The following is an 18,960-nucleotide window of genomic DNA, read 5'->3' as shown; positions in this document are numbered from 1 at the left end:
GCGCGGGGGCGGGGGGAGACATGGGCCGGGACGAGGCCGGAGCCATCCGGGACACCGAGCTGGAGAAGGACCGGGCCCGGTACGGGCTGCTCGCGGTCGTCGTCAGCAATCTCGCGATCGCCGCGGTGGCGGTCGTCGGCGTGTGGCGGCTCGACGGCGACAAGGCGGTGATCGTCGGCGTCCTCACCGCCGCGTTCACCGCCGTCAGCAGCCTGACCACGGCCTACCTGGGCATCAAGGCCGTCTCCAACACCGCGCGGTCGATCGCGCTCGGGGACGGCCCCTCCCGCAGGCACCCCGAACCGGCCGCCCCGCCGGCCCCGCCCGCCCAGCGCACCCCCTAGGGCCGCCGCCGGTCCTGGGCCGCGTGCGCCGCACCGGTCGGTCTGCCCCCGGGATGGCGATGGCGCCAGATCAGGAAGACCGCGCAGGACACGACCGCCCAGCCGGCCAGCACCAGGAACGGGAAGGCGTGCTGGTGACCGCGGAAGTACACCGCGGTGTGCTGGGCGTTCACCGAGGCGCCGGGCGGCAGCCAGCGGCCGATCGTGCCGAGCGGCGACGGCAGCAGCGGCCAGGAGACGGCCCCGCCGGACGACGGGTTGCCCAGCAGCACCATCAGGCCCCAGGTCGGCAGCATGGCCCAGCGCCCGACCAGGGTGTTGAACATCGTGAACACCATGCCCGTGGTGAACATGGTGAAGGCGAGGATCGCCCACGACTCCACGAACGGCAGCCTCAGCGCGCCCAGCAGCCAGTCCACCACCGCGGCGATCGTGAACCCGCCGAGCACGGCGTAGGCCACGGTGAAGGCGATCCGCTCCAGGGGGTTCAGCGCCGACGCGTGCACGCTGAGCTGGATGGCACCGACGAACCCGACGATCACGGCGGCGAGGGAGATGTAGAAGATCGCCAGTCCTCTGGGGTCGCCCTTCTGCAGCGGCTTGAGGTCGTGGACCACCACGGTGGTGCCGGTGGCCTTGCCGGCCTTCAGCGCCGCCTGGCCGAGCAGCTGGGCGACGGTCGCCCCGGACGCCCCGGACACCTCCAGGGTGATCGTCCTGCCGTCGGCGGGCGCGTCGATCACCGCGAACTCCCGCTGTTCGTCCACCGCACGCACCGCCTCCCGGCGGCTGCCGTACGGGTGCAGCTTCACGGAGGCGTGCAGCACCTGTTCCATGGCGTCGATGAACCGCCGGGCCGCCGGCCGGTCGGGGGCGCCGGTCACCGCCGCGGGGATGCTGTGCGGGGTGGGGTTGGCCATGGCGTAGGTGTAGGACCCGGCGAAGAGGCCGGCCGCCGCGGCGAGGATGACCAGGAGGACGGTGGCGGGCAGGAAGGGGGACTCCCGGAACGCCGTCCAGCGTTCCGCGCGGGTCGGGGGGCGACCGTGCTCTCCGTGCGGGGAATCGGACATAGCGACCACGCTAGGTCATCACATGACATCTCGCCCCGAGTCAAATGGCTCGCATGATTTTCCGCCGAGGTGAGATCCTGGATCGCGTATGTCTACGCATCCCGCCCCCGCCCTCGGCACCCTCGCCCCCCGTCTGACCGAGCTGTCGCTGCGCGACGCGCACCGGCTCGGACGGCGGCTGGAGGGCGCGCGCAAGATCCGTAAGCCGGAGGCCCGTGCCGCCGTCCTCGCCGAGATCGACGGCGAGATCGGCAGGGCCGAGGCCCGGATGGCCGAGCGCCGCTCCCGCGTGCCGGCCGTCACCTATCCCGAACAGCTGCCGGTCAGCCAGAAGAAGGACGAGATCGCGGCCGCCATCCGCGATCACCAGGTCGTCATCGTGGCCGGTGAGACCGGTTCCGGCAAGACCACGCAGATCCCCAAGATCTGTCTGGAGCTGGGCCGCGGCGTGCGCGGCATGATCGGGCACACCCAGCCGCGCCGGATCGCCGCCCGGACCGTCGCCGAGCGGGTCGCGGAGGAGCTGCGGACGCCCCTCGGCGAGTCCGTCGGCTGGAAGGTCCGCTTCACCGACCAGGTGAACCCGGACGCCACCTTCATCAAGCTGATGACGGACGGCATCCTGCTCGCCGAGATCCAGACCGACCGCGAGCTGCGCGCCTACGACACGATCATCATCGACGAGGCCCACGAGCGGTCCCTCAACATCGACTTCCTGCTGGGCTACCTCGCCCAGCTGCTGCCCAAGCGCCCGGACCTGAAGGTCGTCATCACCTCGGCGACCATCGACCCCGAGCGCTTCTCCCGGCACTTCGGCGACGCGCCGATCGTCGAGGTCAGCGGGCGGACGTACCCGGTGGAGGTCCGTTACCGCCCCCTCCTGGAGGAGGACTCCGAGGACGCCGACCGGGACCAGATCACCGCCATCTGCGATGCCGTCGAGGAACTCCAGGCCGAGGGTCCGGGCGACATCCTCGTCTTCCTCTCCGGCGAGCGGGAGATCCGGGACACGGCGGACGCGCTGGAGAAGAAGAAGTACCGCTTCACGGAGGTGCTCCCCCTCTACGCCCGGCTGTCGCACGCCGAGCAGCACCGCGTCTTCCAGCCGCACACCGGGCGCAGGATCGTTCTGGCGACCAACGTCGCCGAGACCTCGCTGACCGTCCCGGGCATCAAGTACGTCATCGACCCCGGCTTCGCCCGCATCAGCCGCTACAGCCACCGCACGAAGGTGCAGCGCCTGCCGATCGAGCCGGTCTCGCAGGCCAGCGCCAACCAGCGCAAGGGCCGCTGCGGCCGTACGTCCGACGGCATCTGCATCCGCCTGTACGCCGAGGAGGACTTCCTCGCCCGGCCGGAGTTCACGGACGCGGAGATCCTCCGTACGAACCTGGCCTCCGTCATCCTGCAGATGACCGCGGCCGGCCTCGGCGACATCGAGAAGTTCCCCTTCATCGACCCGCCGGACCACCGCAACATCCGCGACGGCGTGCAGCTCCTCCAGGAGCTGGGCGCGCTGGACCCGGCCCAGAAGGACCCGCGCAAGCGCCTCACCGACACCGGCCGCAAGCTCGCCCAGCTGCCCGTCGACCCCCGGCTGGCCCGGATGGTCCTGGAGGCCGACAAGAACGGCTGCGTCCGCGAGGTCATGGTCATCGCCGCCGCGCTGTCCATCCAGGACCCGCGCGAGCGCCCCGCCGAGAAGCAGGCGCAGGCCGACCAGCAGCACGCCCGCTTCAAGGACGAGAGCAGCGACTTCCTCGCCTACCTCAACCTGTGGCGTTACATCCGCGAACAGCAGAAGGAGCGCGGCTCGTCGTCCTTCCGCCGGATGTGCAAGCAGGAGTACCTGAACTTCCTGCGCATCCGCGAGTGGCAGGACATCTACACCCAGCTGCGGACGGTCGCCAAGCAGATGGGCATCCACCTCAACGAGGACGACGCCCCCGCCGACCGCGTCCACGTCTCCCTCCTCGCCGGCCTGCTCTCCCACATCGGGATGAAGGACGTGAAGGACGGCAACAAGAACGAGTACCTGGGCGCCCGCAACGCCAAGTTCGCGATCTTCCCGGGCTCGGCGCTGTTCAGGAAGCAGCCGAAGTTCGTGATGTCGGCGGAACTGGTGGAGACGAGCCGCCTCTGGGCGCGGGTCAACGCCAGGATCGAGCCGGAGTGGGTCGAGCCGCTGGCCGGGCACCTGCTCAAGCGGACGTACAGCGAACCGCACTGGGAGAAGGACCAGGCGGCCGTGATGGCGTACGAGAAGGTGACGCTGTACGGCGTCCCGATCGTCGCCCAGCGGAAGGTGAACTACGGCCGGATCGACCCGGAGACGAGTCGCGAGCTGTTCATCCGCAACGCGCTGGTGGAGGGCGACTGGCGCACGCACCACAAGTTCTTCGCCGACAACCGGAAGCTGCTCAGCGAGGTCGAGGAGCTGGAGCACCGCGCCCGGCGCCGGGACATCGTGGTCGACGACGAGACGCTGTTCGACTTCTACGACCAGCGGGTACCCGAACACGTCGTCTCCGGCGCGCACTTCGACTCCTGGTGGAAGCGGAAGCGGCACGAGCAGCCGGACTTCCTGGACTTCGAGCGGGAGATGCTCATCCGGGAGTCGGCGGAGGCGGTCACCAAGGCCGACTATCCCGACAGCTGGCGACAGGGGCAGCTCACGTTCCGGGTGACGTACCAGTTCGAGCCGGGCGCGGACGCCGACGGTGTGACGGTCCACATCCCGCTCCAGGTCCTCAACCAGGTCACGGACGAGGGCTTCGACTGGCAGATCCCGGGCCTGCGCGAGGAGGTGGTGACGGAGCTGATCCGCTCCCTGCCGAAGCCGATCCGCCGCAACTACGTCCCCGCGCCGAACTACGCGAAGGCCTTCCTGGAGAAGGCGGTGCCCCTGCAGGAGCCGCTGACGGTGACGATGGCCCGCGAGCTGAAGCGGATGGTCGGCGTGCCGTTCGAGGCGGAGGACTTCGACTGGGCGAAGGTCCCCGACCACCTCAAGATCACCTTCCGGATCGTCGACGAGCGACGCCGGAAGCTGGCCGAGGACAAGGACCTCGAGGCACTGAAGCTGCGCCTGAAGCCGAAGGCGCGCAAGGCCCTCTCCCAGGCCGCGGCGGCGACCGCCTCCCGCGAGGGCGGCGAGTCCCTGGAGCGCACGGGCCTGACGGACTGGACGATCGGCTCGCTCACCCGGGTCTTCGAGACGCGCCGGGCCGGCCAGCCGGTCAAGGCGTACCCGGCGCTGGTGGACGACGGCGACACGGTCTCGGTGCGCCTCTTCGACACGGAGGCGGAGCAGGCGGAGGCCATGTGGAAGGGCACCCGCCGTCTGATCCTGCGGAACATCCCGGTGAACCCGGCGAAGTTCGCGTCCGAGAAGCTGACGAACGCCCAGAAGCTCGCCCTCTCCGCCAATCCGCACGGCTCGATCCAGGCACTGTTCGACGACTGCGCGATGGCCGCGGCGGACAAGCTGATCGCGGACTTCGGCGGGCCGGTGTGGGACGAGGAGTCGTACCGGAAGCTGTACGACAAGGTGCGCGCGGAGATCGTGGACACCACGGTCCGTACGGTCGCCCAGGTGCAGCAGGTCCTCGCGGCCTGGCAGGCCTGTGAGCGCCGCCTGAAGGCCGTCGGCAGCCCCGCGCTGCTCGCGAACCTGACGGACGTCCGCAAGCAGCTGGACGCCCTCGTGAAGCCCGGTTTCGTGACGTGGGCGGGCATACGGCGGCTGCCCGACGTCATGCGCTACCTGGTGGCCGCGGACCGCCGGCTGCAGCAGATGCCGACGAACGTCCAGCGGGACACGACGCGCATGGAGAAGGTCCATGAGATGCAGGACGAGTACGCCTGGCTCCTGGAACAGCTCCCGCAGGGCCGGCCGGTGCCGCAGCAGGTCCTGGACATCCGCTGGATGATCGAGGAGCTCCGGGTCAGCTACTTCGCCCACGCGCTGGGCACGGCGTACCCCGTCTCGGACAAGCGCATCGTGAAGGCGATCGACGCGGCTGTCCCGTAACCGCCCCCGCACAGAGGGTGAGTTCGACCAGACCCCGCACCTCATGTAAAGTCTCTTCTCGCAGCGCAACGCACAACCAAGCGCCGCGAAACCAGGTCCTGTGGAGCAGTTTGGAGTGCTCGCCACCCTGTCAAGGTGGAGGCCGCGGGTTCAAATCCCGTCAGGACCGCATCGCGACTGAGGCCCGTCATCCGACAAGGACGACGGGCCTCAGTCATGTCCCGCCCCCGGTGACGGGGGAGGCCGCGCCCGCGGCGGAGCCGCAATCAAACACAGCAAATCCCGTCAGGACCGCATCGCGATCGAGGCCCGTCATCCGACAAGGACGACGGGCCTCAGCCATGTCCCGCCCCCGGCGACGGCGGAGGCCGCGCCCGCGGCGGAGCCGCAATCAAACACAGCAAATCCCGTCAGGACCGCATCGCGATCGAGGCCCGTCATCCGACAAGGACGACGGGCCTCAGTCATGCCCCGCCCCCGGTGACGGCGGAGGCCGCGCCCGCGGCGGAGCCGCAATCAAACACAGCAAATCCCGTCAGGACCGCATCACCACTGAGGCCCGTCATCCGACAAGGACGACGGGCCTCAGTCGTGTCCGTGAACGGCGTGAAACCGACCGTCCGGCGTTCGGGGGCGAGGCCCGGCAGGGGCGAGGGCGGGGCTGGCGCGCAGGCCCAGGGGGCCGGTCCGGGTGCCGGTGGCTGACGGCGCCGCCGAACCGGCGGAGCCCCGCGCGGTCTTGACGGCGTCACATTCCCTCGGTACCCAGGGAGCAGAGCTCGTTCCTCCCGTGGGGACCCTGGGGGTGGCGTATGACGGCATCGGTCAGGCATGAGACGCGGGCGCTTCTGAGGGCGCATCTGTCGGCCGCCTCGTCCTACCGGCATCTCACCCGCCACTGCCCCATCTGTCACCGCCTGCTGCGGCTGGCGATGGACGCCGGACCGCAGGACCAGGAGGGCGAGCGGGACGCCGGCGAGGAGAGCGGCCGCCGGGAGGCCGCGTGCGACTCCGCCGCCCCAACTCCCTAGCCCACACGGGCCGCAGGCAACAAGCGTCGGGGCGTGTGACGGGAGTCACCGCATGAGTTTTTAAAACTGCGGAACTTAACCCTGTCATACAACGGGTCAATTTAATATGTGCAATTGCACCGGTCCCACGGCTCGCTCACAGCCGTTCCGACAGGCCTCCCCAGACTCCGACAAGCAGGCACACAAAAAAGATCGCGCTGGACCCGGCGGAGTCCAGCGCGATCGACGACGCACCCTGTGTCGCTTGCCTATGACGTTCTCTTCGGCCTGGGCGAGGGGCCTGTTGGGGCAGGTCCCGCGTCGCTTGGAGCTAGCGTTCCGGGCGCCTCGGCCGATTGGGGGATCGACCGTCTTGCCCGGTTATGGAGTTGTTCAGGCCTCGCTGCGCTGCTGCGGGATGCCCGCGAGCAGAGCGCGAACCTCGGCCTCGCGGTAGCGGCGGTGCCCGCCGAGCGTGCGGATGGACGTGAGCTTGCCGGCCTTCGCCCACCGCGTGACCGTCTTCGGGTCGACGCGGAACATGGTGGCGACCTCAGCCGGGGTCAGCAGCGGCTCGGCATCAGGGGTGCGAGCGGTCATGAGCGGCCTCCTCGGGAGAACCGAACCTTCTCGGTTCTTTCCTCTAAATTCTGCACCTTGACCCGCGTTGCCCGAAATGGCGGACGCGAGTCGAGTCGGTTATAGGACGAACGGCTTGTCCTCGGCACTACAACTACACCATCTGTCCAGCCCGGTCGGCCAAACCGATGGAATTGCCCTCCCAGGTGTTCATCAGCGACGGAAGCCGATGGACCATGCCATAGCGGACAGTCACGCCACTGTGACGATCAGTCACAGGACGATCAGGAGTCACCAGACCCCCCAAAGCGTGCAATGCTGAGAATCCGCCCATGATGGAACACAGTTGGACGGACGGAGCCCTCCCCGGACTCCTTGTCCTATTTTGGCACGAGGGATGGCAAGAGGCGCAAGGGCCGGGTAAGTGCCATCCATCACCCTTGAGACAAAAGTCCAGATCGGGACCAACATCCCGTCAGGTGGTCTAAGCGAGTAGAACGTACGTCGTTCGGGGCGGTTTTGACCGTGACGTACGTCACTCAGTTCGCCGAACGTCTGTCCCGCACCGCGCGCCACCGCTCCACCAGCCGCCCGTACGCCTCCCCGGCGGCCGTCCCGTCCCCCCGCCGCAGCGCCTCGATGCCGGCCGCCACGTCCGCCGCCGAGTGGTCGCCCTCCAGCTCGCCCGCCGGCAGGACGTGCACCAGACCGCCGTAGTCCAGCTCCACCAGCGCGCGCGGGTGGAACTCCTCCAGCCAGCGGCCGACGTCCGTCAGGCCGTCGACCAGCGGCCCCTCCTCGACGGTGTCCCGCAGCGTGCGCAGCGCCCGCGCCACCCGGCGCCGGGCCTGCACCATCGGCGTGCGGTAGCGCAGCACCGGGGGCACCTCGGCGGTCCCCTTGTCGTACCGCCGCTCCTCGTCCGAGACCAGCACGAACCAGTTCAGCGGCACCTGCCAGGTCGCCGTGCGGATCCACGGGCGGGCGTCGGGGTTGCGGGCGAGCCAGCGCTCGTAGTCCTGGGCGGCCTGGCGGCGCACCACCGGCGGCAGCACCGCGTCCAGCACCGGCGGGGGCAGCTCCTCGGCCAGCTCGTCCAGGGCCTGCCAGCCGCGCAGCCTGGTCCGCCAGGGGCACACGCAGACCACCCCGTCGACCTCCAGCACGAAGGCGTCGCTGCTCTCGTGCACCGGCACCGCGACCGGCGGGGTGGGCAGCAAGTCCGCCAGGGAGCGGCGCAGTTCGTCCTGATAGGAGGGGCGGTCGGGGCGGTGGGCGTAGCGCGCCCAGTGGCTGCGCTCCGGCTCGGGGAAAGCGCCCAGCGGCTCGTACACCCGCAGGTAGGCGGCATAGGGGACGACCACGGAGGACACCTTCGGCACGCCTGCTCCCCTCCCCATCGGACCTGGCACGAAACCACTGCAAATCGTGCCACGCTCATGCGTGCGCAGCGGGCCCGGGAGAGTGATCCTGAACACTGCGCGGATGGTGAGTGGGCCGAGGCTCTACGCTCATGCCACGGCTCCCCGCCACCCGTACGGGGACCGTCCCCACTCGCCGCTATGTACACAGGAGTCACCACAGTGACCGACGTAACCGGCGCGCCTGCTGATGTCCTGCACACCCTGTTCCACTCGGACCAGGGCGGCCATGAGCAGGTCGTGCTCTGTCAGGACCGGGCCAGCGGCCTCAAGGCCGTGATCGCCATCCACTCCACCGCCCTGGGCCCGGCCCTCGGCGGCACGCGCTTCTACCCGTACGCGACCGAGGCCGAGGCCGTCGCCGACGCCCTCAACCTCGCGCGCGGCATGTCGTACAAGAACGCCATGGCCGGCCTCGACCACGGCGGCGGCAAGGCCGTGATCATCGGCGACCCGGAGCGCGACAAGACCGAGGAGCTGCTGCTCGCCTACGGCCGCATGGTCGCCTCGCTCGGCGGTCGCTACGTGACCGCGTGCGACGTCGGCACGTACGTCGCCGACATGGACGTCGTGGCCCGCGAGTGCCGCTGGACCACCGGCCGCTCCCCCGAGAACGGCGGCGCCGGCGACTCCTCCGTGCTCACCGCCTTCGGTGTCTACCAGGGCATGCGCGCCTCCGCGCAGACCCTGTGGGGCGACCCCTCGCTGCGCGGCCGCAAGGTCGGCATCGCCGGCGTCGGCAAGGTCGGCCACCACCTGGTGCGCCACCTGCGCGAGGAGGGCGCCGAGGTCGTCGTCACGGACGTCCGCACGGACGCCGTCCAGCGGATCCTGGAGCAGTACCCCGCGGGCGTCACCGCGGTCGCCGACACCGAGGCGCTGATCCGGGTCGAGGGGCTGGACATCTACGCCCCCTGCGCCCTCGGCGGCGCCCTGAACGACGACACCGTGCCGGTGCTCACCGCCAAGGTGGTGTGCGGTGCGGCCAACAACCAGCTGGCCCACCCGGGTGTGGAGAAGGACCTCGCCGACCGCGGGATCCTCTACGCGCCGGACTACGTGGTGAACGCGGGCGGGGTGATCCAGGTGGCCGACGAGCTGCACGGGTTCGACTTCGACCGGTGCAAGGCGAAGGCGGCGCGGATCTTCGACACCACGCTGGCCATATTCGCACGTGCGAAGGAAGACGGTATTCCGCCGGCCGCGGCGGCCGACCGGATCGCCGAGCAGCGGATGGCCGACGCCCGCGCGAGCCGCGCCGCGCGCTGAGCCGATCGCACACATGAGCGGTACCCGTCGGCGGGAACTTCGAGAGAACTCTCACTTCCACCGGCGGGTCGTTCCCCGATAAGTGGTTAAAATCGCCACTGACCAGCGAGGACAGGGCGCCTCGAAGGTCCTGGGCAGACGCGCGTGCTGCGGGCGACGTACCGTATGGGCGCGGGCTCAGGTACCGTGGAAGCCCTACGGACCGGCCTCTCCATGGAGAGTCCGTTCCAGATCATGAACGCGTGTCAGACTCTGGGGCCGTCGAGCCCCGTCGTTGAGGGGGTCGAGCCATGGGGCGCGGCCGGGCCAAGGCCAAGCAGACGAAGGTCGCCCGCCAGCTGAAGTACAACAGCGGTGGGACGGACCTCTCACGCCTGGCCGAGGAGCTGGGCGCATCGACATCGAACCAGTCACCGAACGGTGACCGCTTCGAGGACGATGAGCATGACGACGACGATCTGTACTCTCGCTACGCCGACCTCTATGGGGACGACGACGAGGACGAGGACGAGGGTCCTCAGCAGCACCGTCGCGGCGCTTGACCTTGCATTGACCAGTTCCGGTCGGTGGCACTGCCACCGACCGGATTCTGTGCTGTCCGCACGGTCCGCGGGACCTCAGCTCGCGTAGTCGCCCACCAGCTCGGCACCGGTCGCCTTCTCGCCACGCTCGGTGATCTCACCGGCGACCCACGCGTCGACCCCGCGGTCGGCCAGGGTCGCGAGCGCCACCTCGGTCGACTCCTCCGGGACGATGGCGATCATGCCGACGCCCATGTTGAGGGTCTTCTCCAGCTCCAGGCGCTCCACGCTGCCGGTCCTGCCGACCAGGTCGAAGACCGCGCCCGGGGTCCAGGTGGACCGGTCGACCACGGCGTGCAGACCGTCCGGGATCACCCGGGCCAGGTTGGCGGCGAGACCGCCACCGGTGATGTGGCTGAAGGCGTGCACCTCGGCGGTGCGGGTCAGCGCGAGGCAGTCCAGCGAGTAGATCTTGGTGGGCTCCAGCAGCTCCTCACCGAGGGTGCGGCCCAGTTCGGCGACCTCCGTCTCCAGGGCCATCCCGGCGCGGTCCAGCAGGACGTGCCGGACCAGGGAGTACCCGTTGGAGTGAAGCCCGGAGGCCGCCATGGCGATCACGGTGTCACCCGTGCGGATGCGATCGGCGCCCAGCAGCCGGTCGGCCTCCACGACGCCCGTACCGGCCCCGGCGACGTCGAAGTCGTCCTCGCCCAGCAGACCCGGGTGCTCGGCCGTCTCACCGCCCACCAGGGCGCATCCGGCCAGCACACAGCCTTCCGCGATGCCCTTGACGATGGCGGCGACGCGCTCGGGGTGAACCTTGCCGACGCAGATGTAGTCGGTCATGAACAGTGGCTCGGCACCGCACACCACGATGTCGTCCATGACCATGGCGACCAGGTCGTGGCCGATGGTGTCGTAGACACCCATCCGGCGTGCGATGTCGACCTTGGTGCCGACGCCGTCGGTGGCGGAGGCCAGCAGCGGGCGCTCGTAGCGCTTGAGGGCGGAGGCGTCGAAGAGCCCGGCGAAACCGCCGAGGCCGCCGAGGACCTCGGGGCGCTGGGTCTTCTTCACCCACTCCTTCATCAGTTCAACGGCGCGGTCTCCCGCTTCGATGTCGACGCCCGCGGCTGCGTAGCTGGCACCAGTCGTCTCAGACATGGGGTGAGAACTTTCGTGTCGTACGGCAGAACTTACGGGCGGCGGATCGCGTCGGTCGCCGCGGTCGCGGCCGGACCGGCCGCCAGCTCGGTCTCCAGGAGCTGCTTGCCGAGCAGCTCGGGGTCCGGCAGCTCCATCGGGTACTCGCCGTCGAAGCAGGCGCGGCACAGGTTCGGCTTGGCGATCGTGGTCGCCTCGATCATGCCGTCGAGGGAGATGTAGGCGAGCGAGTCGGCGCCGAGGCTGGTGCCGATCTCCTCGATGGTCATGCCGTTGGCGATCAGTTCCGCGCGGGTGGCGAAGTCGATGCCGAAGAAACAGGGCCACTTCACGGGCGGCGAGGAGATCCGGATGTGGACCTCGGCGGCGCCGGCCTCGCGGAGCATGCGGACCAGGGCCCGCTGGGTGTTGCCGCGCACGATCGAGTCGTCCACGACGACCAGGCGCTTGCCCCTGATGACTTCCTTCAGCGGGTTCAGCTTCAGGCGGATGCCCAGCTGGCGGATGGTCTGCGAGGGCTGGATGAACGTCCGGCCGACGTAGGCGTTCTTCACCAGGCCGGCGCCGAACGGGATGCCGGAGGCCTCCGCGTAACCGATGGCGGCCGGGGTGCCGGACTCCGGGGTCGCTATGACCAGATCGGCCTCTACGGGCGCTTCCTTGGCCAGTCGGCGGCCCATCTCCACGCGGGAGAGGTACACGTTCCGGCCGGCGATGTCGGTGTCCGGGCGGGCCAGGTACACGTACTCGAAGACACAGCCCTTGGGCTTCGCTTCCGCGAATCGCGAGCTGCGCAGGCCGTTCTCGTCGACGGCGATGAACTCGCCCGGCTCGATCTCCCGGACGAAGCTGGCGCCGACGATGTCGAGGGCGGCGGACTCGGAGGCGACCACCCAGCCGCGCTCCAGGCGGCCCAGGACCAGCGGACGGATGCCCTGCGGGTCACGGCCGGCGTAGAGGGTGTGCTCGTCCATGAAGACGAGGGAGAAGGCGCCCCGGACCTTCGGGAGGACCTGGTGGGCCGCCTGCTCGATGGTGAGCGGCTTCCCGTCCTCGTCGACCTGCGCGGCCAGCAGGGCCGTCAGCAGGTCGGTGTCGTTGGTGGCCGCGACCCGGGCGGAGCGGCTGTTGTTGTCGTTCGGGAGTGCGGCGACCATCTCGGCGAGCTGCGCCGTGTTGACCAGGTTGCCGTTGTGGCCGAGCGCGATCGAGCCGTGCGCGGTGGCACGGAACGTCGGCTGGGCGTTCTCCCACACGGAGGCACCGGTGGTCGAGTAGCGGGCGTGTCCGACCGCGATGTGACCCTGGAGCGAACCGAGCGAGGTCTCGTCGAAGACCTGGGAGACCAGGCCCATGTCCTTGAAGACGAGGATCTGGGAGCCGTTGCTGACCGCGATTCCCGCGGATTCCTGACCCCGGTGCTGGAGGGCGTAGAGCCCGAAGTACGTGAGCTTTGCGACCTCTTCACCCGGAGCCCAGACGCCGAAGACGCCGCAAGCGTCCTGGGGGCCCTTCTCGCCGGGAAGCAGATCGTGATTGAGTCGACCGTCACCACGTGGCACGCCACCGAGTGTAGGCGAGGTCGACCACTGGTCCGAATTGGGGATGCGCGCCCGCCCCGGCCCGACCGGTGTCGATCACCTTGGTGGATTCTGTGTTTGCGCAGGTCACAGCGGCGAATCAGCGACTGGCGGCGCCCCCGGGCGTCCGGTACGGGCCGGTCACGGACGTCTTTGCCGCTTCCGTGAGTGAGGTGTCGCACATCATTCGGGGGCGCCACGGCTGAGGTGGACGCGGTCGCCGTCGCCGTCGGTGAGCGTCAGCCCGGCGGCCTCGGTCCGCGCGACGAGGGTGCCGGTGGTGAGGATGCGGGCAAGGGCGCGCTCGAAGTCCATGCGCTCCTCGCCGCAGGCCATCCTGGTCGTCCGCAGGTCACCGACGGTGATCCGGTCGCCGAGCACGGTGGCCCGGGCGCTGAACTGGTTGCAGCCCAGGTTGCCGGCCGCCCTGCCGTCCTCGATGCGCAGGCGGGCGGCGGCGGGCGCGTGCCGGGTCGTACCGCCGACGGTGATGCCGTCGACCCGCCAGTCGACCCCGGTCACCGGCTGCTGGACGCTCACCGTCCCACTGTCCCCCTTGCCGCTGCCACAGGCCATCGCGAGGGGGAGGAGCACGACGGCCACCGCCAGGATTGCGCGCTGCTTGTACCGGTTCATGATGATTCGACGTAGCCCGGCGGACCCGGGTTCCGGCTACGACATGACGGGCAGCAACCCCCCGATGTCCGCCCGCTCCCCGCTCGCGCTGGCCTTCGCCCCGGCCAGCGCGTCCGGCCAGGCCAGCCGGCCGGTGGCCAGCCGGATCCAGGTGAGCGGGTCGGTCTCCACGACGTTGGGCGGGGTGCCGCGGGTGTGCCGGGGCCCCTCGACGCACTGCACGACGGCGTACGGCGGCACACGCACCTCCGTGGAGCCGCCGGGTGCCTTCACCGCGAGGGCGTCGGCGAGCAGCCGGGTGGCGGCGGCCAGGGCCTGCCGGTCGTACGGCACGTCGAGGCCCGGGACGGCGGCGTTCAGGTCGTCGGTGTGGACGACGAGTTCGACGGCGCGGGTGACGAGGTAGTCGGCCAGCGGCAGGGCGCCCGCGCTGGTGTCCAGCACCCGGCTGCCGGGGTGCTCCTCCAGCAGGGCGCGCAGGCTGTGGTCGACGTCGGCGAGGTAGGCGTCGAGGTCCGGGTGGGCGTCGGTGAGGCCCCGGGTGAAGGCGTCGATGTCGGCGGCGTGCCGCCCGGTGGAGAAGGGCCACTCGGCCACGGTGACGGTCGGCTTGGGCGGGGCCGGCCGCTCCAGGGCCCGGTGGACGGCGGTGACCGCCATGCCGATGTGCGCGATCAGGTCCCGTACGGTCCAGTCGCCGAGCCGGGTGGGCAGGGCGAGCTGCTCGGGGGCGAGGCCGCGGGCGGCCTCCCGGACGTGGGCGAGCTGGGCGAGGACGGCGGCTCGGGTCCTGGCGGGGTCGTAGCTGCGGGCACGCTTCTTGGCCGGTGGCATGCCGACGACCTTATGCCCGACGGCGACCGCGCCGTCGGGGGACCGAAGGCCCTGCCCGGACACACGTGTCCGGGCAGGGCCTTCGCAGGTGTAGGACCGTACGGCGCTTACGCGAGCAGCGCCGGGATCGTCTCCTCGTGGGCCTTGCGCAGCTCCTCCAGGGAGAGGGTGAACTCGCCCTGGACCTCCAGCGCGTCGCCGTCCACGACACCGATGCGGGTCACCGGCAGGCCCCGTGCTCCGCACATGTCGTTGAAGCGGACCTCCTCCGAGCGCGGCACGGCGACGACGGCGCGGCCGGCCGACTCGGAGAACAGGAAGGTGAAGGCGTCCAGGCCGTCCGGGACGACCAGACGGGCGCCCTTGCCGCCGAGCAGCGCCGACTCCACGACCGCCTGGACCAGACCGCCGTCGGACAGGTCGTGCGCGGAGTCGATCATGCCGTCGCGGGAGGCGGAGATCAGGATCTCGGCCAGCAGGCGCTCCCGCTCCAGGTCCACCGCCGGGGGCAGACCGCCCAGGTGGTCGTGGATCACCTGGGACCAGGCCGAGCCGCCGAACTCCTCCCGGGTGTCGCCGAGGAGGTAGATCAGCTGGCCCTCCTCCTGGAAGGCGACCGGGGTGCGGCGGGCGACGTCGTCGATCACGCCGAGCACGGCCACCACCGGGGTCGGGTGGATGGCGGCCTCGCCGGTCTGGTTGTAGAGCGAGACGTTGCCGCCGGTCACCGGGGTGCCGAGCTGCTGGCAGCCGTCGGCCAGACCGCGCACGGCCTCGGCGAACTGCCACATCACCGCCGGGTCCTCGGGGGAGCCGAAGTTCAGGCAGTCGGAGACGGCGAGCGGCTTGGCGCCGGTGGCCGCGACGTTCCGGTAGGCCTCGGCCAGGGCCAGCTGGGCGCCGGTGTACGGGTCCAGCTTGGCGTAGCGGCCGTTGCCGTCCGTCGCGATCGCGACGCCGAGACCGGTCTTCTCGTCCACGCGGATCATGCCGGAGTCCTCCGGCTGGGCGAGGACGGTGTTGCCCTGCACGAGGTGGTCGTACTGGGAGGTGATCCAGCTCTTCGACGCCTGGTTCGGCGAGCCCACCAGCTTCAGGACCTGGTCCTTCAGCTCCTCGCCCGTCTCCGGGCGGGGCAGCTTGCCGGCGTCGTCGGCCTGGAGGGCGTCCTGCCAGTCGGGGCGGGCGTACGGGCGCTCGTAGGTCGGGCCCTCGTGGGCGACCGTGCGCGGGTCGACGTCCACGATCTTCTCGCCGTGCCAGAAGATCTCCAGCCGGTCGCCGTCGGTGACCTCACCGATGACGGTGGCGATGACGTCCCACTTCTCGCAGATCTCCAGGAAGCGGTCGACCTTGTCCGGCTCCACGACCGCGCACATGCGCTCCTGCGACTCGCTCATGAGGATCTCCTCAGGAGACAGGGTCGAGTCGCGCAGCGGGACGTCGTCCAGCGTCACGCGCATGCCGCCGGAGCCGTTGGAGGCCAGCTCGGAGGTGGCGCAGGACAGGCCCGCCGCGCCCAGGTCCTGGATGCCGACGACCAGCTTCTCCTGGAACGCCTCCAGGGTGCACTCGATGAGGAGCTTCTCCTGGAAGGGGTCGCCGACCTGGACGGCGGGTCGCTTGCTCGGCTTGGCGTCGTCGAAGGTCTCGCTCGCCAGGATGGACGCGCCGCCGATGCCGTCGCCGCCGGTCCGGGCGCCGTAGAGGATGACCTTGTTGCCCGCGCCGGAGGCCTTGGCGAGGTGGATGTCCTCGTGCCGCATCACACCGATGGCACCGGCGTTGACCAGCGGGTTGCCCTGGTAGCAGGCGTCGAAGACGACCTCGCCGCCGATGTTGGGCAGGCCCAGGCAGTTGCCGTAGCCGCCGATGCCCGCCACGACACCCGGCAGGACGCGCTTGGTGTCGGGGTGGTCGGCCGCGCCGAAGCGCAGGGGGTCGACCACGGCCACCGGGCGGGCGCCCATCGCGATGATGTCGCGGACGATGCCGCCGACACCCGTGGCCGCGCCCTGGTAGGGCTCGACGTACGACGGGTGGTTGTGCGACTCGACCTTGAAGGTGACCGCGTAGCCCTGGCCGACGTCCACGACACCGGCGTTCTCGCCGATGCCGACGAGGAGGGCGTCGCTCTGCGGCGCCTTCTCGCCGAACTGGCGCAGGTGGACCTTGGAGGACTTGTACGAGCAGTGCTCGGACCACATGACCGAGTACATGGCGAGTTCGGCGCCGGTCGGGCGGCGGCCGAGGATCTCCACCACCCGCTCGTACTCGTCCTTCTTCAGGCCGAGTTCGGCCCAGGGCAGCTCGACGTCGGGGGTCGCGGTCGCGTGCTCGACCGTGTCCAGAGGCGTCCGGCTCATGCGTTGACCAGCTTCTTGAGGATCGAGGTGAAGAACGGGAGCCCGTCGGTACGGCCCGTACCGACCAGCGGCTCGACGGCGTGCTCGGGGTGCGGCATCAGGCCGACGACGTTGCCCGCCTCGTTGGTGATGCCGGCGATGTCCCGCAGCGAGCCGTTCGGGTTGAAGTCCAGGTACCGGAAGACGACGCGGCCCTCCGCCTCCAGCTTGTCCAGCGTGTACTCGTCGGCGACGTACCGGCCGTCCATGTTCTTCAGCGGGATGTGGATCTCCTGGCCGGCGCGGTAGTCGCCGGTCCAGGAGGTCTCCGCGTTCTCCACCCGCAGCTTCTGGTCGCGGCAGATGAAGTGGAGGTGGTCGTTGCCGAGCATCGCGCCCGGGAGGAGGTGGGCCTCGGTGAGGATCTGGAAGCCGTTGCAGATGCCGAGGACCGGCAGTCCGGCCTTCGCCTGCTCGATCACGGACTCCATCACCGGCGAGAACCGGGAGATGGCACCGGCCCGCAGATAGTCGCCGTAGGAGAAACCGCCGGGCAGGACGACCGCGTCGACCTGCTTGAGGTCCTTGTCCTTGTGCCACAGGGCGACCGGCTCGGCGCCCGCGAGACGGATCGCCCGCTGGCTGTCCCGGTCGTCCAGGCTGCCCGGGAAAGTGACGACGCCAATACGAGCGGTCACTTGGCCGCCTCCGCGACTTCGTCGATACGGACGGTGAAGTCCTCGATCACGGTGTTGGCGAGGAAGGATTCCGCAAGATCGCGGATCCGGGCGAGCGCGGCATCGTCGACCGGCCCGTCAACTTCCAGTTCGAAACGCTTTCCCTGACGTACGTCCGAGATCCCTTCGAATCCCAGGCGCGGCAGCGCACGCTGGACCGCCTGGCCCTGGGGGTCGAGGATCTCCGGCTTGAGCATGACGTCGACTACGACGCGTGCCACTGGCACTCCCGGTGTGTGGTGCTGAGCAGGTCCCTTCAGACTACCCGCACAAAATTTCTACGCGAGTAGAGTTGGAGGAAAGTACGTGAGGCGCATCACGATCGGGTGTCGAAGCCGCGCGCCCGCGAAAAGTTCTGGGAAAGTTCCACAGTCCGCCCGTCAGCACCTATTGCGCCCGGACACGCGGACGGATTTAGTCGGGCTTCACTTTGCATTGCCGGGCACTGTACAAATGAATTGGCAATAGCCGATACTCGGCATGTCGACGGCGCTGAGCTGTAACGACGTGCCGCACGAAGGGACCGATATTCGTGGCGCAAAAGGTCGTGGTCACTCTCTTTGACGACATCGACGGCTCGGAAGCGGCGGAGACGATCGCCTTCGGACTCGACGGCAAGTCGTACGAGATCGACCTGAACGAAACCAACGCCGAGAAACTGCGCAAGGTGCTCGCGCCCTACGTGGAGGCCGGCCGCAAGCGGTCGCGGTCCGGCAAGGCGTACAAGCAGACGGAGGTCGCCCCCGACCCGGTGGCCGTCCGCGCCTGGGCCCAGGCGAACAAGATGGACGTCCCGGCCCGGGGGCGCATCCCGAAGAAGGTCTACGAGGCGTTCAGCGCCGCGCAGTGAGCCCGCGAAGGGGCGAGCCCTCAGGGCCCCGGCAACCGTCAGGGGGCCCTGGGGGTCGTGCACTTGGGACATACCGGGACCGTCCTGGGGCATATCGGGCCCGAAAGGGGGCCGTCCGGCGCCCGCGGGGGAGCCGACTTGCGCTACCCCCCTGCTGATCAGCTAATGTCTGGGACACGCCGAGGGGCGAGGCCGAAAGGCCGAATCCCTAGGACCGTGCGGGTGTAGTTCAGTAGCAGAACATCCCCCTTCCAGGGGGAAGGCGCAGTGTGCGATTCCTGTCACCCGCTCTGCACCGCCGACACGACCACTGCTGTGGATCAGGTAGGCTGGTGTTCGCACCGATCGGTGGGAGCCGATCGGGAGCAGTGCGGACGTAGCTCAGTTGGTAGAGCGCAACCTTGCCAAGGTTGAGGTCGCGAGTTCGAGCCTCGTCGTCCGCTCGGGAAGAAGACCCCGGTCCACTGGACCGGGGTCTTCTCGTTGTCCGCCGGTTGTCCGCCAGTTGTCCGGAACGGGTTCTGACATATGTCATGCCCGGTGATGACACCGCGCACTGCCGAC

General features: G+C 69.8%; 16 protein-coding genes and 3 tRNA genes. 9 read left to right on the top strand and 10 right to left on the bottom strand.

Translation table 11 applies throughout. The features are described from left to right. The first annotated feature begins 20 nt into the window (after nucleotides 1-20). Nucleotides 21-344 carry a hypothetical protein gene (locus IEZ20_RS10960; RefSeq protein WP_189296925.1) on the top strand — a complete coding sequence of 108 codons (324 nt, stop codon included), beginning with the start codon at nucleotides 21-23 and terminating at the stop codon, nucleotides 342-344. Here IEZ20_RS10960 and IEZ20_RS10955 read toward each other — a convergent pair. Further along, nucleotides 341-1,417: an ABC transporter permease gene (locus IEZ20_RS10955; protein WP_189296923.1), complete on the bottom strand. Its 1,077-nt coding sequence runs from the start codon at nucleotides 1,415-1,417 to the stop codon at nucleotides 341-343. The genes IEZ20_RS10960 and IEZ20_RS10955 overlap by 4 nt on opposite strands. A gap of 88 nt (nucleotides 1,418-1,505) precedes the next feature. Between IEZ20_RS10955 and hrpA the strand changes: the two genes are divergently transcribed. From hrpA to IEZ20_RS10940, 3 genes are all read left to right on the top strand, one after another. After that, nucleotides 1,506-5,450, top strand: a complete 3,945-nt coding sequence (gene hrpA / locus IEZ20_RS10950; protein WP_189296921.1) for an ATP-dependent RNA helicase HrpA — start codon at nucleotides 1,506-1,508, stop codon at nucleotides 5,448-5,450. Nucleotides 5,451-5,544: 94 nt separating this feature from the next. Further along, nucleotides 5,545-5,619 (top strand) — tRNA-Asp (locus IEZ20_RS10945). A 643-nt stretch (nucleotides 5,620-6,262) separates the two neighbouring features. Beyond that, nucleotides 6,263-6,481: a DUF6274 family protein gene (locus IEZ20_RS10940; protein WP_189296919.1), complete on the top strand. Its 219-nt coding sequence runs from the start codon at nucleotides 6,263-6,265 to the stop codon at nucleotides 6,479-6,481. A gap of 372 nt (nucleotides 6,482-6,853) precedes the next feature. On the opposite strand, the gene bldC is transcribed toward IEZ20_RS10940, so the two are convergent. Together bldC and IEZ20_RS10930 are read right to left on the bottom strand one after the other, a co-directional pair. Continuing rightward, on the bottom strand, nucleotides 6,854-7,060 hold the full coding sequence (gene bldC, locus IEZ20_RS10935) for a developmental transcriptional regulator BldC (protein ID WP_003949541.1): 207 nt from the start codon (nucleotides 7,058-7,060) through the stop codon (nucleotides 6,854-6,856). A 518-nt stretch (nucleotides 7,061-7,578) separates the two neighbouring features. After that, nucleotides 7,579-8,421: a DUF8083 family protein gene (locus tag IEZ20_RS10930; protein ID WP_189296917.1), complete on the bottom strand. Its 843-nt coding sequence runs from the start codon at nucleotides 8,419-8,421 to the stop codon at nucleotides 7,579-7,581. Nucleotides 8,422-8,622: 201 nt separating this feature from the next. Between IEZ20_RS10930 and IEZ20_RS10925 the strand changes: the two genes are divergently transcribed. Further along, nucleotides 8,623-9,729: a Leu/Phe/Val dehydrogenase gene (locus tag IEZ20_RS10925; RefSeq protein WP_189296915.1), complete on the top strand. Its 1,107-nt coding sequence runs from the start codon at nucleotides 8,623-8,625 to the stop codon at nucleotides 9,727-9,729. A 290-nt stretch (nucleotides 9,730-10,019) separates the two neighbouring features. Beyond that, nucleotides 10,020-10,271 (top strand): DUF3073 domain-containing protein, encoded by a 252-nt coding sequence (locus IEZ20_RS10920; RefSeq protein WP_189296913.1) that lies wholly within the window; start codon nucleotides 10,020-10,022, stop codon nucleotides 10,269-10,271. A gap of 75 nt (nucleotides 10,272-10,346) precedes the next feature. On the opposite strand, the gene purM is transcribed toward IEZ20_RS10920, so the two are convergent. The 7 genes from purM to purS form a co-directional block, all read right to left on the bottom strand. Beyond that, nucleotides 10,347-11,414 carry a phosphoribosylformylglycinamidine cyclo-ligase gene (gene purM, locus IEZ20_RS10915; RefSeq protein WP_189296911.1) on the bottom strand — a complete coding sequence of 356 codons (1,068 nt, stop codon included), beginning with the start codon at nucleotides 11,412-11,414 and terminating at the stop codon, nucleotides 10,347-10,349. A gap of 32 nt (nucleotides 11,415-11,446) precedes the next feature. After that, nucleotides 11,447-12,976, bottom strand: a complete 1,530-nt coding sequence (purF, locus tag IEZ20_RS10910) for an amidophosphoribosyltransferase (protein WP_189296909.1) — start codon at nucleotides 12,974-12,976, stop codon at nucleotides 11,447-11,449. A gap of 201 nt (nucleotides 12,977-13,177) precedes the next feature. Further along, complete coding sequence (locus tag IEZ20_RS10905; protein ID WP_189296906.1) at nucleotides 13,178-13,630, bottom strand: META domain-containing protein; 453 nt, start codon at nucleotides 13,628-13,630, stop codon at nucleotides 13,178-13,180. A gap of 36 nt (nucleotides 13,631-13,666) precedes the next feature. Continuing rightward, entirely contained in the window at nucleotides 13,667-14,464 is a 798-nt protein-coding gene (locus tag IEZ20_RS10900; RefSeq protein WP_189296904.1) for a maleylpyruvate isomerase family mycothiol-dependent enzyme, read from the bottom strand. A gap of 107 nt (nucleotides 14,465-14,571) precedes the next feature. Beyond that, a complete protein-coding gene (gene purL / locus IEZ20_RS10895) occupies nucleotides 14,572-16,830 on the bottom strand; it encodes a phosphoribosylformylglycinamidine synthase subunit PurL (protein ID WP_189296902.1) in 2,259 nt (752 codons plus the stop codon). Beyond that, nucleotides 16,827-17,507: a phosphoribosylformylglycinamidine synthase subunit PurQ gene (purQ, locus tag IEZ20_RS10890; RefSeq protein WP_189296900.1), complete on the bottom strand. Its 681-nt coding sequence runs from the start codon at nucleotides 17,505-17,507 to the stop codon at nucleotides 16,827-16,829. The genes purL and purQ overlap by 4 nt, the downstream gene beginning before the upstream one ends. Next, nucleotides 17,504-17,767, bottom strand: a complete 264-nt coding sequence (gene purS, locus IEZ20_RS10885; RefSeq protein ID WP_189296898.1) for a phosphoribosylformylglycinamidine synthase subunit PurS — start codon at nucleotides 17,765-17,767, stop codon at nucleotides 17,504-17,506. Before purS ends, purQ begins: the two co-directional genes overlap by 4 nt. A gap of 311 nt (nucleotides 17,768-18,078) precedes the next feature. Here purS and IEZ20_RS10880 point away from each other — a divergent pair, with 311 nt between their 5' ends. The 3 genes from IEZ20_RS10880 (at nucleotide 18,079) to IEZ20_RS10870 (ending at nucleotide 18,839) form a co-directional block, all read left to right on the top strand. Next, nucleotides 18,079-18,396: a histone-like nucleoid-structuring protein Lsr2 gene (locus tag IEZ20_RS10880; protein WP_189296896.1), complete on the top strand. Its 318-nt coding sequence runs from the start codon at nucleotides 18,079-18,081 to the stop codon at nucleotides 18,394-18,396. A gap of 218 nt (nucleotides 18,397-18,614) precedes the next feature. Next, a tRNA-Gly gene (locus IEZ20_RS10875) sits at nucleotides 18,615-18,686 on the top strand. An 80-nt stretch (nucleotides 18,687-18,766) separates the two neighbouring features. Further along, nucleotides 18,767-18,839 (top strand) — tRNA-Gly (locus IEZ20_RS10870). The last annotated feature ends 121 nt before the right edge of the window (nucleotides 18,840-18,960 follow it).

Source organism: Streptomyces cinerochromogenes, assembly GCF_014648635.1.
In the GTDB taxonomy this organism is placed as follows: domain Bacteria; phylum Actinomycetota; class Actinomycetes; order Streptomycetales; family Streptomycetaceae; genus Streptomyces; species Streptomyces cinerochromogenes.
The sequence above is the reverse complement of the archived record's forward strand: the minus strand, read 5'-3'. Positions and strand labels throughout refer to the sequence as shown.